General features: G+C 65.8%; 10 protein-coding genes. 4 read left to right on the forward strand and 6 right to left on the reverse strand.

The genetic code is table 11. From position 1 onward, the window contains the following. The first annotated feature begins 45 nt into the window (after positions 1–45). Positions 46–201: a hypothetical protein gene (locus AC1Q6P_RS18225; RefSeq protein WP_492665441.1), complete on the forward strand. Its 156-nt coding sequence runs from the start codon at positions 46–48 to the stop codon at positions 199–201. Between the two features lie 169 nt (positions 202–370). Here AC1Q6P_RS18225 and AC1Q6P_RS18230 read toward each other — a convergent pair whose 3' ends face one another. After that, positions 371–1,306 carry a hypothetical protein gene (locus AC1Q6P_RS18230; protein ID WP_492665440.1) on the reverse strand — a complete coding sequence of 312 codons (936 nt, stop codon included), beginning with the start codon at positions 1,304–1,306 and terminating at the stop codon, positions 371–373. Positions 1,307–1,354: 48 nt separating this feature from the next. Then, a complete protein-coding gene (locus AC1Q6P_RS18235; RefSeq protein WP_171827200.1) occupies positions 1,355–2,281 on the reverse strand; it encodes a hypothetical protein in 927 nt (308 codons plus the stop codon). A 956-nt stretch (positions 2,282–3,237) separates the two neighbouring features. On the opposite strand from AC1Q6P_RS18235, the gene AC1Q6P_RS18240 reads away from it, so the two are divergent. From AC1Q6P_RS18240 to AC1Q6P_RS18250, 3 genes are all read left to right on the forward strand, one after another. Continuing rightward, positions 3,238–3,501, forward strand: a complete 264-nt coding sequence (locus tag AC1Q6P_RS18240; protein ID WP_171827201.1) for an ankyrin repeat domain-containing protein — start codon at positions 3,238–3,240, stop codon at positions 3,499–3,501. An 85-nt stretch (positions 3,502–3,586) separates the two neighbouring features. Then, positions 3,587–6,604, forward strand: coding sequence for an ATP-binding protein (locus AC1Q6P_RS18245; RefSeq protein ID WP_492665439.1), 3,018 nt, complete (start codon positions 3,587–3,589; stop codon positions 6,602–6,604). A gap of 135 nt (positions 6,605–6,739) precedes the next feature. Beyond that, positions 6,740–10,402 (forward strand): beta strand repeat-containing protein, encoded by a 3,663-nt coding sequence (locus AC1Q6P_RS18250; RefSeq protein WP_492665438.1) that lies wholly within the window; start codon positions 6,740–6,742, stop codon positions 10,400–10,402. 15 nt (positions 10,403–10,417) lie between these two features. Here AC1Q6P_RS18250 and AC1Q6P_RS18255 read toward each other — a convergent pair whose 3' ends face one another. The 4 genes from AC1Q6P_RS18255 to AC1Q6P_RS18270 form a co-directional block, all read right to left on the reverse strand. Next, positions 10,418–10,825, reverse strand: a complete 408-nt coding sequence (locus AC1Q6P_RS18255; RefSeq protein WP_102768506.1) for a GNAT family N-acetyltransferase — start codon at positions 10,823–10,825, stop codon at positions 10,418–10,420. 19 nt (positions 10,826–10,844) lie between these two features. After that, a complete protein-coding gene (locus AC1Q6P_RS18260; protein ID WP_492665437.1) occupies positions 10,845–11,471 on the reverse strand; it encodes a hypothetical protein in 627 nt (208 codons plus the stop codon). A gap of 195 nt (positions 11,472–11,666) precedes the next feature. Then, positions 11,667–13,370, reverse strand: a complete 1,704-nt coding sequence (locus tag AC1Q6P_RS18265; RefSeq protein ID WP_492665436.1) for a M14 family metallopeptidase — start codon at positions 13,368–13,370, stop codon at positions 11,667–11,669. A 100-nt stretch (positions 13,371–13,470) separates the two neighbouring features. Next, positions 13,471–14,247 (reverse strand): LytR/AlgR family response regulator transcription factor, encoded by a 777-nt coding sequence (locus tag AC1Q6P_RS18270; RefSeq protein WP_171827207.1) that lies wholly within the window; start codon positions 14,245–14,247, stop codon positions 13,471–13,473. Positions 14,248–14,254 lie beyond the last annotated feature (7 nt).

Here is a 14,254-nt window from a genome sequence, read left to right on the forward strand (position 1 = left end):
CGGGCGAAAACTTCGGGGACTTCTTCATGGCTCCATTCTCCAGAGTTGGAGCCTCCTCGAAACCCGGGGCGATTCACGCTGCAGCTGCTGCTGGCCGCTGGCGCGCCCCGGCCGGACGCGGAGGAGCAAGAGGACCTGCCGGAGGCGCTGCAGGCCTGGTTGGATGAGACCGATCTGAGTGAGGGCTTGCCCAAAGGTTGAGCCATTGGTTGTGCCACCGGATCACGCGAGTAAATGCGGCAGCAGTGACCCAGTCGCTTCAGGCGAACTCGACAGATATCAGCAGTTCCAGCCCAAGCAGGCAAGCGCAAGGCCTCATGCAAATCTTGCGTTGGCTTACATCCGCGCTTTTGCGCCGAAGTTCAGTAGCTCAAGGCTTCCCAACAAACGCCGAAACATCTCCATTGCGCAGAGCACTCTCCATAGCGGCGGCCAAACTCAGAGTTTCTTGCTTCATCTCGTCTGAGAAGTCATCAGGAAATACTTCATACGCATTCATGCAACGCCCCGCCTTCCAGCATCTGAGGTGGAGTCGAATGTCGCTGCCAACCATTTCAGGGCCTGAAGAAGATGCACGCAACTCCGCGATCTCAAATGCGGCAGAGAATACTTCGCGAGAGCCTCTCCAAGAACGCCCTTGGAACTTCGCATTGAGCTGCAAGATATCTCTCGCATCAGCTAGCCCGCCCTGACGCGCAAGCTCTTCTAATGCAGCTCGCACCTCATCTTTCGGCTTCACCATGAATGCATCGAGAATCTTCTGAGCCGCTCGGTACTTGATGCCCTCCAAATCGTCGGCCAAGGGCACATCCATTGACATCTGAATGGTTGCCGGAATTTGGCTGCAGTAGCTACTAAGACGGGACTTTGCCTGCAACCTTTCCTGATTATTCGGAACTTGCCGTCCTTCCCCAATCGGATCTCTGACCATGAAGTTCAGCGCTGTACATGGTTTGGCCAGCAATCTACTGGCCGCATAACTACCTTTGACACGCGCATCTCGCAGAGACACGATCAAAGGATAGGGCTCAGACTTGGCGAACCCAAAGTACCAGTTCGACGCGAAACTGGAATCAGGCTGTCGCGACTCTTTTTCCTCGCCCGCGGGCAAAGGCCCTTCACCATTGGAGTCAGCAGCGGAAGGAAACGACTTCGCCCCCACAGGCTCGGAAATACCCGCGACGCTCGGGTCTTGATTCCGATCCACCTCAAACAGGCTCCACACCCACCACGCCACCAGAAAAACAACGCAAACAAAAACAAACTTTAAAGCCGTGGCCATTAAGTTAGACAGAGTCATTTGCAAGGCATATTGCTTACGGCTAGAGCGCCATCCCCAAAGCCCCTCATCGGCTCATTGCACAAAGCCGACTCCCGCCGCTCTAATCTCTGAGAGCAATTGTTGAAATTTTTCTCGCTCTGCAGTAGTCATTCGCGAGAGGATCTGTTCCCGCAAATCCAGGGATTGGCAACCAAAATTCTGCAAACAGTCGCTTACGGCCGCGAAGCCTCCGAGACAATCATTGACCAGCTCACAGGCCAAATATGATGATGCATATTCAAATTTCGCCTCGCCATCAACGAGAACTCTAATACGACCATTGCTGGACACCAAGCTTTCCAAGCGCCCCGCAACAACTGCCCTCACTAAAATCGGCGCCTTTTCACGAATGACCAGACTCCAGAGCTCTGCTGAAACTACGCCTTTTTTCTCCAATATTTTTTTCTCAACAATTACCAATGGATCGCGATTTGCAAGCTTCATTATTCTAGACAAGAACTGCAGATCACTACCCATTTGCTCCTCAACCCCTTCGCAAGCACCAATCCTCTCCAAAACGCTTTCAGCCGCACGCAACTGACTCAGCGTAGCATTTTGCTTGATTGCACTTTCACTCCACGAATGAGCGAGAGCCCGCCATTGTTTACATAGGAAGAAAGCTTCTCTTGCATAAAAAGACCCACCCGACTCTGGATAAGCAAGTGCTGAGTGAATAAATTGTCGATAATTCTTGCTATGTAGAAAATTGGCAGCAAATTCTTGCTTTTTTAAGTCAGGGACTAATTGTTCCGCCTCATCCAAGTCTGTCAAATCGCGCTTCAGAAGTGGCCCTATGACTGGACGCTCAGCCGGTAGAACTAGCATATCTTCCAGCTGCACGTCTAACTTTCCATTTCTATTGGGGCTATTGTTTGACGCATCAAAGTTTGCTCCCCAATACACCCAAGCAACGCAACCTGCTGCGACCAGGCCCATAAACGCGAGGCGACGGAAATTCATCGACAATCCGACCCTACCACTCCAGTTCCATCCTGAGTCGATTTCGTGAAGAATGGGCCGTATGTGTTACCTTTAAACATTTCCAGCGTCCCATCAGACCACGTGACTTCAAAATCAATGCGACTGGTCACCACGGTATTTGGATACATAGTCATGTATAGCCCGCGAGCATACATTCCTCGATCTCCTGTGTCCGAAGTAACGTGAAGATAAGCAGCAGCCCGCGGCTCCCTGCAAACTCTGGTTTTGGCGACAGGCCGCGTTCGGAGAAACTCGAAAATTACCTCCGACACCGGCTCTGGACTCTGTTGGGCGACGTCAATCAGCGGCAGTTCGTAAATACGACACTCTGAACTGATGCAAACCGCATTGGGCCACAAGCCGCCGTTACTAGTCCCGTAGACGGTCACTCGCTCCAGCGAATTGGTAATACCGCCAACCTGCGTATCCAAGACCTCAGTCCAACCACCATTGTTGAACGCATCACGCGGGTCGCCGTTCCAAGGATCGCCATTGCACGGCTTATCAGGTTCTGTGCAAGGTGGGTTATAGCTCAGTGGCGTCTTTCCACCCTTCCCGGGTGTGGCGCGATCTGTAGAGCCGATCCATCGACTTGCGTGCGGCAAATTCGGGAAGCCGGCTCCGGACCCAGTACTGACAATGGGCTTAGGCGCCTCAACAGAAACAGCTTGCGATGAAACGAGGATAACTGCCAAGCCGAAAAAAAACTCTAAGAACTCGCGACATTTCAACTCTCTCCCTACTAATTTATGATTGAGAAATCATAACCACCAAATCAGACGCATCTCATGAGTGAAAGCCCGATTGCGCCCCGCCGAAGACTGGCCAGTTCATGCGCCACTACGACCCAACGTCTGCACCAGAGAAGGCAGCTTTCCAGCTGACCAGCCGCAATATCGGAGAAACACAGCGCAGCGCCTGGGTTGCTGCAACGCTTGACCGCGAAAGCGCTGCGCCTGCTGCCCGACCAGGCCCAGCGCCGCGCGCACGAGTCGGTGGCCTTGATGCTGTCCCTGGGCTGGCCGGTGAACACACCCGGCGACTGGGAGGCCAGCGCCCTGAACCAGGCCGCCTTCAACGGCGATGCGGCCTTGATTCAGCGGCTGCTGGCGCATGGCGCCCGCTGGGATGAGCGCAATGGCTATGGCGGCGATGTGATGGCCTGGCTGGACGACACGGAGCCTGAGCAGGGCCGCTGAGCGCTCAAGAAAGAAAAGTGGCTTCCGCTACAGTCAAGACCTGACCCCAGCCGCCCTGCCGCTTCGACCGGCGCCATGCCCAGACATGCTGTGTCTACTGAACCTGCCCGCCTGGGCGCCCTCAGGTGAAGCGCCCCAGGCCCTGCCTGCCACCTTGCCTGGCGCCTTGCTTCTGGTTCTGGCCCTGGGTGAAGGATGGCAAGCGCGCGAGCGGGTGGCCCAGCTTTTGTGGCCCGACAGCGAGACCGCCGAAGCCCTGCACCATCTGCGCGTCAATCTGCACCGCTGCCGCACCTTGCTCCAGCGCTGGGGGGTGGCGGATCGCTTGGAGACTCAGGGCTCGCAGCTGCGGCTGGAACTGCCCACGGATCTGAGCGCCTGGCTGAACGCCGCCGACGGGCCGCCCCTGGATCCCGAGGACTGGCCGCGGGGCTGGCGCCTGCCCGGGCACGAGGGGATGGCGCAGTGGTGCGCCGCCACGGCGCGGCGCCTGCACCTGCGCTGGCTGCAACTCAGCCGCAAAGCGCAGCCGGCCCAGCACCGCAGCTCGGCACCAGCGCCACCGGCACGCGAGGCCGAACACCAAGCCCTGCGCCACAGCAGCGCGCCGGCACTGCTGATCCTGGGGGAGCCGGGCGCCGGCAAGAGCACCTTGCTGAGCAGCGCCTTCCCCCACGCACCCTGCTTGCGCGGGCTCGAGGGCCTGCAAGGCATGCCCTACCGACCTCTGCTGGAAGCCTTGCGGGCACAGCTGCCCCGCCTGGAGGCCGCGCTGCAGGAGTCGGGCAGCCCGCTGCGCCCCTACCGCCTCGACCTGGCCCGCGTGCTGCCGGAACTGGCCCCCGATGAAGCCCTCCCTCCGCTGGACGCGCTGACCGCCCAGGCGCGCCTGACCGAGGCCCTGACCCGCGCCTTCGAAGCGCTGACCCCGGTCGTGCTGGTCGACGATCTGCAGTGGTGCGATCCGGCCAGTGTCGAGTGGCTGCTGATGCTGGCCCATGGTGAGCGGCTGCGCTGGCGCGGCGCGGCGCGCCCGCATGAGCTGGCGGCGGCACTCGGCCAGACCCTGAGGCTGCTGGAGGACCAGGGCCGGCTGGAGAGGCTGGACTTGGCCCCGCTGGACCGTCAGGCGCTGGCCACCGTCTGCCAGGCACGTTGGCCGGAGCGCGCGTTTGGCGAAGCCCAGCTCGACCGGCTGCACGCCATCAGCGCAGGCAATCCCTTTGCCCTGGGCGAGCTGGTGGCCGCCGGCGCCGAGGCGCTGGAAGGCTCCGCCAAGCTGCCGCAAAGGGTGCAGCAGATGGTGCAGCGGCGCTTGCACGCGCTGTCGGCGCCGGCACGCCGGGTGGTTGAAGCCGCGGCCATCAGCGTGCAGGCCCTGCCCGAGGCCGGCCTGCGCATGATGATGGGCTTGCCCGAGCATGCCGAAAGCGATCGGGCCTGGGAGCAGCTGCGCAGCGAAGCCTTGAAGGCCGGCATGCTGTGCGAGCGGCCGCCCGGCCTGGCCTGCTCGCACGATCTGATCCGTGCGGCCACGGTCGACGCCCTGCCGGCTGAGCGCCGCGCCGCCCTGCATCGGCATGCCGCCTTGTGGCTGGCCCAACAGGCCTGGGCCGATGCCATGACCATCGCCGAACATTGGCTTGCGGCTGCTGAGCCGCAGACCGCGCTGGCCTGGCGCCACCGTGGGGCCGAGCAGCTCAAGGCCCGCGGTCGCTTCGACGAGGCCCGTGCCGCCTGGCGCGAGGTGGCCGAACACGCCCAGGACCTGGCGCTGGCGCTGCGTGCCCGGCTGGAGCTCGCCGCCTGCGATTTCTACACCGACCTGGCGCGTGGCCATGCGGCCCTGCTGGCGGTGCAGGCGCAGTTGGTGGGCGTGGCCGACCCCGAGCAGCGCCTGCACCTCGAAGGCCGCTTGTGCGGCGCCCTGGTGGCCAACCGCGTCTACGCCGGCGATGTGCCGAGCGCCCGGTACCATGCAGCGCGGCTGCACGCGCGGGTGCCCGAGCTGCCCGCCAGCGAACATGGCCCGGCCTGCGAAGTGATGATCGAGCTGGCCCTGCGCGACAGCGACCTGCCCGCCGCCTGGCGCTGGTTCGCCCGTCTGCGCGAGGCCTGGCCGCAGCAGCCCAAGCTGCTCAATATCGAGGGCCATATTCATTGGTTCGGCGGCCAGGTGCGTGCCGCTCACGATGCCTTGCAGCGCCTGCTGGAGCGCCACCCCGACTACACGAGTGGCCTCACGGTCGAGAACGATCTGGCGGTCATGCTGGGGACGCTGGGGGAGCTGGCGCAAGCCGAGGCCCTGGTGCGCAGCAGCTTGCAGCGCTGGGCCGGTTTCGCCCAGGTCGAATCCCGCTCCAACGGCGTGCTGGGCGTGCTCCTGGCCGGACAAGGCCGGCATGCCGAGGCGAGGACCGCCATGGAAGCGGGCGTGCGCCTCGCTCGCCTGCAAGCGAGCGACTGGCTGGCCGCCGAGGGTCTGCTCAATCTGGCCCGCCTGATGCTGCAATGTGGCCGGCCCGAATGGGCCGCCCGCCACATTGCCGAGGCGGAGGCCACCCTGGGCGACAACCCGGAGCCGATCTACCGCTCCAAGTGGATGCTGAACTCGATCCTGGTGGCCTCGGCCCTCGGGCAGACGCCGGCGGCGGCCCCGCTGGCCTGGCTGCGCGAACGGGGCCAGCAGCCCGCCCACCCCCTGGTGCAATGCCGGGCCAGACGGGCCGAGGCCGAACTGGCCCTGCAGGCCCGTGACGGCAGCGCCGCCCTGCACGCGGCCGAGCGCCAGGCGGCCCTGGCCCGCGACGCGGGCCTGCAGGAACTGTGGGCCGAAGCCCGCTTGCTGACCCTGCGCGCGCGCATGCTGCTGGGTGCAGCGCCAGCCGATCTGCGGCCGCTGGCCCAGGAAGTTCAGGCCCTGGCCGCCGCCAAGGGCTACGCCGAGCTGCACTGGCGCGCCAGCGCCTGGCTGGCCGCCCACGACGGTTCGGCCGCGGAGCAGCAGCAGGCCGATGCCGCCCTGGCGCTGCTGCGCGGCCACGAGCAGCCCTCGCTGTTCGATGCCGCGGCCGCCGCCCGCCGCGAACCGCGCTGGGACTGAGTACACCCGCCCCCCCCCCGTGCTTGCGGGGGTGGCCCGAGGCCGCAGCAGGCGCCTCGAGCCGGGCGCTGAGACGCCACTGAGACGGCCCCAGCGCAGCATGGCCGGGCATTCACAGCCACCGCGCCCACCGCCATGAACACGATCCGACCGCACCGCCTTGCCCTCACCCGCCTCGCCCTGGCCCTCGTACCCGCGCTGAGCACCTTCCAGGTCGCCCCGACCCAGGCGGCCGTGGTGCGCTGGGTGGGCGCCCATGGCGATGTCTGGAGCCTGGGCTCGAACTGGAGCGGCAACGCCCTGCCCGGCCCTCTGGACGCGGTCGACCTGGGCGCATTCAACACCCTGATCAACAGCCCGGTGGCGGTCTCCAGCGTGAGCGGCACCGGCACCCTGCGCATCTTCGGCTTTGGCAACAACGGCCTGAGCCTGAGCGGCGACAGCACGCTGGGCGGACTGACCCAGGACGGCGGCACCTTCAGAAGCAGCGCCACCACCGTGATCAGCGGCGAACTGCAGTGGCGCCAGGGCAATTTCAGTGGCACGGGCCGAACCCGGGTGGATGGTGCTGCGACCCTGGACATGGCCGGCGCGGGCGTGCTCGATGGCGGCCACAGCCTCGTGCTCCAAGGCAGCACTCGGGTTCAAAGAGAAGGCCTGAACGGCAGCAGTTCGCTGGGCATCAGCAGCGGCTCGCGCCTGGTCAATGCCGGCTCATGGCTGGACCAGACCCGCGCCGACGCTTCGTTCACCAACCCCTTCGTTGGCACCCTGGGCCATTTCGACAACCAGAGCAGCTTCACCAAGACCACGGCCACCGTCACCTCCTTCGAACGCGGCGTCCAGTTCCACAACAGCGGCACGGTCCAGGTTCAGGCTGGCACGCTGCGCCTGCTCGACAGCTTCAACAACCAGGGCCTGATCCAGCTCGCCAGCGGCGCCACCCTGGAAGGCGCCCATGCCAGCTTTGCCAACGCAGGCACCTTGGCCGGTAGCGGTACCGTGCAGGCACTGGCGGCCTTGACCAACACCGGCACCCTGGCCCCGGGAGGCCTGGGGCAGCAGGGCCAGCTGAGCCTGCAGGGCGGGCTGCAGCAGGGCGGCCGCCTGCTGCTGGACATCGCCAGCGGCGAGGCCGACCTGTTGGCCGTCAGTGGCGCGGTCACCTTGGGCGGCACGCTGCAGCTTGCGGTGGCCAGTGGCCAGCGCCTGGCACGTGGCAGCGAGTTCACCGTCATGAGCTGGGGCGGGCGCCGCAACGACAGCCAGTTCGACAGCCTGGACTTCAGCCAGGCCTCGGGTTACCGCTTCGCCACCCGCTACGACACCCGCAGCCTGAGCGTGACCGTCACCGCCATCCCCTTCGTCTGGACCGGGGCCCCCAGCGGCGGCTTCTGGGACGTGGCCAACAACTGGAACCAGGGCCAGGATGGCCTGCCGCAAGCGGGCGACACCGTCCTGCTGGGCGGCGCCGACACGCGCATCCGCAGCGTCCATTCGGTGGGCGAGCTCAGCGGCAACGGCAGCCTGCGCCTGGAGGGCGGCGGCCACCTGCTGATCAGCGGCCTCGGCCGCATCGGCGGCCTGGCCCTGCAGCAGGGCGAGCTCAGCAACAGCGGCCAGCTCGTGGCCACCGGGGCGAGCAGCTGGACCAGCACCACCCTGCGCGGCCCAGGGCTCACGCGCATCGAGGGGCCGCTGGCCATCAGCGGCAGTGACTTCGATGGCACCCCCATCGTGCGCAGCAACCACACCCTGACCCTGGCCGGCAGCACCACCTTCACTGGCCGGCGCGGCCTCTCGGTGGGCGATGGCGCCACGCTGATCAACGAGGGCAGCTGGGTCGACCAGGCGCCGGCCAACACCACCCTGGGCAACTTCAACGGTGGCATCGGCCGCTTCATCAACCAGGGCAGCTTCACCAAGGCCTCGGGCACGAACACGCTGATTGGCGAAGGCACGACGCTGCTGTTCGAGAACACCGGCCGCATCAATGTCGACGCTGGCTATCTGCGCCTCAGCGGCAGCCGGGTCAGCAGCACCGGCACGGTGACCATCGCCGCCGGCGCCGAGTTCAGCGTGGTGAGCCAGGACGCCACCCTGGGCGGCAGCGTGTTCAACGAGGGCACGCTGAGCCTGGACGGCGGCGTGCTCGCCATCGCAGGCGACCTGCTCGTGCAGGGCAGCGGCCTGACGCGAGTGAAAAGCATCGTCAACAACGACAGCGCCTTGCGCATCGCCGGCAGCGTCGACTGGCATGAGTCGACCTTGCGCGGCAGCGGCAGCACCCGCATGGACGGCACTGTCATGCTGATCGGCGACCGCAGCCGCGGCGTGCTCGGGGGGCAAACCGTGGAACTGACGGGCACCACCCGGCAGGCCGGCACGGGCGGCTTCAGCATCGGCCAAGGCGCGCGCGTGCGCAATCTCGGCACCTGGCTGGACGACGCCCCTGGCCGTGTGAGCATCGGCAACTTCAATGGCGGCGCCGCCGGTCAATTTGACAACGTCGGCACTTTCATCAAGACCTCGACCTTCGTCACCGAAATCGGCAACGGCCTGGTGCTGAACAACACCGGCACGATCAACATCAATGCCGGCACCCTGCGCATCAGCGACAACGCCAGCCTCACGGCAGGGCAGATCCAGATCGCCAGTGGCGCCCTGCTCGACCTGGCCCGCGGCAACATCGCACTCAAGGGCACGGTTCAGAACGCGGGCACCTTGGCCCTGAGCGGCGCCACGGTGCAGGTGACGGACAGCGCCACCGTGCAAGGTGGCCTGACGACGCTCAACAGCAGCACGCTCAACAGCACCGGCCAACTTGTGCTGAGCGGCAACACCGAATGGCTCACCGCCACGCTGACCGGCAGTGGCAGCACAAGGATGGAAGGCGCCGTCACGCTGTCGGGCAGCAACGGCCGCAGCCTGACCGGCGGCCACACGCTGGAGCTGACCGGCAGCACCGCGCAGACCGGCAGCGGCAGCCTCAACACCGGCGGCGGTGCTCGGCTGGTCAACCTCGGCAGCTGGGTCGAAGCGGCGAACGGCAACGTCAGCTTGGGCAACTTCGCCGGCGGTGCGCTCAGCCGCTTCGACAACGTCGGCAGCTTCATCAAGACCTCGGCCTTCGTCACCGACATCGGCAACGGCCTGGTGCTGAACAACACCGGCACCATCAAGGTCAATGCAGGCACCCTGCGCATCAGCCAGGCCTTCAACAACCAAGGCCAGTTGAACGTGGCGGCCGGCGCGGAAGTTGCCAGCGCCGTCGTGGACTTTGCCAACGCCGGCACGCTGGCCGGCGACGGCACGGTTCGCACGGTCGGCTCTGCGTTCAGCCTGAGCAATACCGGCATCTTGGCGGCCGGCGGCCTGAACGACGCGGGCACGCTGAGCCTGGTGGGCGGCCTGACGCAGCAAACCGGCGGCATCTTTCTGGTCGACCTGGGCAGCACGGCGGCCGGCGGTTTTGATGTGCTCACCGTCAGCGGCGCGGCCTCGCTGACCGGCACCCTGGCCGTGAACCTGCTGCACGGCGCGCACTTCAATGTGGGCGACAGCTTCACCGTGATGACCTGGAACCAGCGCCTGAACAACAGCCAGTTCGCCAACCTGGACCTGACACAGGCCGGCGGCTACGGCTTCGCGACCGAGTACGGCGCCAACAGCCTGACGCTGCGGGTGACAACGGCCGTGCCCGAGCCGGGCAGCTGGGCGCTGATGGGGCTGGGCCTCTTGGGCGTGGCGGCGCTGCGGCAGCGCCGCCGCTGTGACGAAGGCCAGGCGTGCGCCTGAAACGCGCTCATCGGCTCAGCCGCGCTGCCCCGGCCGCTCCATCGCCACCTCGGAGCGGCTGAAGCCGATCTTCTCGTAGAAGCCGGCCACGCCCTCGCGGCCGGCGCGCAGCACCCAGGTCATCTCCGGGCGCTCTCCGATGGCCTGCTGGACCAGGGCCCGGCCCACGCCACGCCCGCGCCAGGCGGCATCGACCACCAGCATGGAGATGTAGCCATTGAAGATGCCATCGGTGAGGGCGCGCAGAAAGCCGATCACGCGGGCCTGATCGCCCTCGCCTTGCACGGCCACCAGCGCCAGCTGCGACTGGCTCAGCAGGCGAGCAAACAGCGCCGGATCGGCCACGCGCGAGGCCCAGCCGTTGGCGGCCAGCAGGGCGCGGGCGGCCTCGTGCTCTTCAAGCCGGATGGGGCGGATCTCCATCACGGGAAGCAGATACGGCTCAATCGAAACGCAGCTGCAGCATGCGCGGCGATTCGTGGGCCATATGGCCCACCGGCGGCAGGCCGGTGAAGAACAGGCAGATGGAGGCGTAGGGGTACTGGGCCAAGGGCAGCATGGGTGTGTCCTTGTAGTTGCGGTGCAGCAGGATTTCGCGGATCTCGCGCATGGCGCGCAGGGTCTTGTCCGCACCGGGCTTCAGAACCTGGAAGCTGTGGGTGCCGGCCTCGGGCTCTTCGGACCAGGCCTGGGCGCTGTTGTCGCCCGACTTGATGGCGCCGGGTCCGTTGACAAGCAGAAAGAGATTGTCCTCAGGCTTCTCGCTCTCCGAGGCCAGGGCATCGGGCCGGATCACGGCGGCGATCTGGGCCTTGGTCTTCAGGCCGGCGAAGTCGGCGCAATCGTGGCTGGCCAGGACCGCATAGCCCAGATCAGCCGGGCCGTTGAAGATCAGGGAAAACGGCGACTTCTTCAGGCGCAGCTCGCTCGCCTCAGGCAAGACCTGACCGCCTTGTTCGACGGACACCGACCAGACCGCCGGCGCGGCCAACGCCGGCAAGGCCAGGAAAGAACATAGCCCGGCCACGCAGGGCAGCAAACGCAGGGACGAAAGGCGCACAGATTTCATCGCAACAGAAGGCAGGAGAAGGGTTGATCAAGGAAACAAAAAGGGAGAGCACGGCCGGGCTGCTGCCGGCCGGGCCATGCGGGAGCTGAGGGAGCGGGCGTCGTAGAGTCGCTGCCCGCTCAGCCCGCCCGCTGGCAGGCGGTCGGGCCTTCGATCGGCGTCGGACAAGCCACTTGGCTTGTCCTCGGTCCGATCTCAGTCAAGCACCACCTCGGTCCGCACCGTGCCGGCGCGCTCGGCGCTGGCGGTGAGAGCCAGGCGCGTGCCCTTGGGGGCGCGCACCACCCACTCGCCGATGGCGCGGTCGGCGGTGAGTTCGCGGCTGGACAGGAAGGCGAGCTGCGAGCTCTTGGGCGCATGGCCTTCGAGCTGCGGGCCTTCCATGCGCTCCTTGCCGCTGACCAGGCTGACGGTCGGGTCGGCCGGCGGCAGGTGGATCTCGAACATCACGCCGCGCACGACCTTGCGCTCCAGCGCCCGCTTGGTGACGTAGGCGGGCAGGTAGCCGCTGTTGGCCACGGCCATGCGGATGCGCCAGCTGTCGGGGCCGAGGGCGCGCACTTCGGTGCGCAGCAGCTCCAGCTTGGGCAGGCTGAGCGCGATCTGGTTCATCCAGGCCGGGAAACGGGCGGCCTCGCGCTCGCGCAGGGCGGGCGGCGGGTTGCGCCAGTAGTTCATCTTGTCCCAGCCGCCGATCTCGACCTGGCCCAGCTGCGGGTGCAGAAAGGGCTTCCAGTCCACATGGGCCTGGCCGCCGCATTGCTCATCGCTCCACTTGAGCAGCTTGAGGTCGTCCTCGACGGGATGGTCGCGGTACCAGTCGATCCATTTGTAGCCCTCGATGCCGGCTTCCTTGTTGGGCGACCAGAGCTCCACCACCCAGAACAGGGCACCCAGGTGCTCGTAAACCCAGTCTTGCGTACCGGTGATGACTTCCTTGGGGTGGTACTTGAAATCGTGCCAGATGCTGATGGCGGGGTAGCCGCTGAGCTTCTCGCCCAGGGCCGAGAAGCGCTTGTAGCTCCACAGGTCCTCGGGGATCATGTCCTCGTCGCTCTGCGTGCCCATGGGCCGCAGGATGACGCCGCTGTGGGTGTGGAAGCTGATGGCGGCGCCGATGTTCGGATGGCTGCTGATGAACTCCACCATGGCCCGCACCTCGGGCTCGCTGGTCGGGAAGGGGCCGGCGCCCAGCTGCTTGTACTCCTGCCGCCATTCGCTGGGGAAGTTGCGGTTCAGGTCCAGGCCTTCGCGGTCCTTGTTGACGGTGACGGTGAGGCCGTCGTGGTTCTTGATGAAGCCCTCGGGGATCAGGCGGTAGTAGTCGCCGCCGAACTCGCCGGGCTCGCGCGCCACCATCAGGCGCGGTTCGGTCGGGTGCTTTTTGTAAGTGCCATGCGGGTCGGGCACGCGCATGCTGAGGATGCGGCCGTCGCCGTCCACGTCTTCCGGCGTCAGGCCATCGACCGGGTGCTCGTCGTAGGGGTAGGGCCGGGTGCTGGAGCGGATGTGGCGAGGCCGGTCGGCCAGGGCCAGCTCGGCGCCATCGGGGTTGAGGCGCGGCACCATGTAGATGACGCGGCTGTCGAGCAGGTAGGTGATCTGAGGGTCGACCGCGAAACCGCTGAGCAGCTGGTGCAGGTAGTACAGGCAGGTGGTCGAGGCGGTCAGCTCGGCGGCGTGGATATTGCCGTCCAGCCAGAAGGCGGGCTTGTCGATGTCGGCACCGCTGGCGGTGTTGGTCAGCACCAGCACCCAGATGTCGCGGCCCTCATGGCTGCGGCCGATGGAGCGCACCGAGACCAGATTGGGCCGGGCTTCGGCGTAGGCAAACAGCAGCTCGGTCAGCGCGTCGTAGCGGTAGAACTCGTCAAACTTCGGGGTGGGCAAGGCGGCCATGGCTGCTCGTGGAGGTACGGGTGCGGGCCATTGTGCCGAAAGGCCCGAGGCCCTGCCCCCGGGACTGACCCTGCCACGGCGCCTCAGCTCGCCCCAGGGCTCACTGCCCCTTGAACAGGCCCTGGAACTGGCGCGAAACCGGCAGTTTCTCCTCGCGGCCTTTGAGCGTGATGTGCATGGAGTTTTCGTCCACGCGCACGGCGCTGGCGATGTGGCGGCTGTTGACCAGCACGCTGCGGTGCACCTGCCAGAACAGCTCGGTGTCCAGCGTCGTCAGCAGCTCCTTGAGCGGGGTGCGGATCAGCGCGTCGCCGCCGTCGAACACCACCCGGGTGTAGCGGTTGTCGCTCTCGAAAAAGATCACGTCCTCGGGGGCGATCAGCTTGATCTCTCGGCCCAAAGAGGCCTGGATAGGCTTGGGCTTGGGGGCCGCCACGGCGGGCAGCAGCTGCTTGAGCAAGGCATTCAGATCGGGGCCGCTGCCACCGTCTTTTTGCAGGCGCGCCTTGAGCCGCTCGATAGCCTGTCCCAGGCGGGCGTCGTCCACCGGCTTCATCACGTAATCGACCGCACCGGCATCGAAGGCCGAGAGCGCATGGTCGCCAAAAGCGGTGACGAAGACCACCTGCGGCGGGCTGGCGGTGGCGGCCATGCGACGGGCCACCTCGATGCCGCTCAGGCCCGGCATGCGGATGTCCAGAAAGCAGACCTGGGGCTCATGGGCCAGGAAGTCGTCCCAGGCATCGACGCCATGCTCGCTGGCGGCCACGATCTGCAGCTCGGGCCAGAGGCGTTGCAGCGCGGCGCGCAATTGCTCGCGCGGGCCTTCTTCATCGTCGGCGATGAGGGCGGTGATGGCAGATTTGGCGATGTTCATCGAAAGT

It is taken from the genome of Roseateles sp. GW835-FHT13E02 (assembly GCF_058794035.1).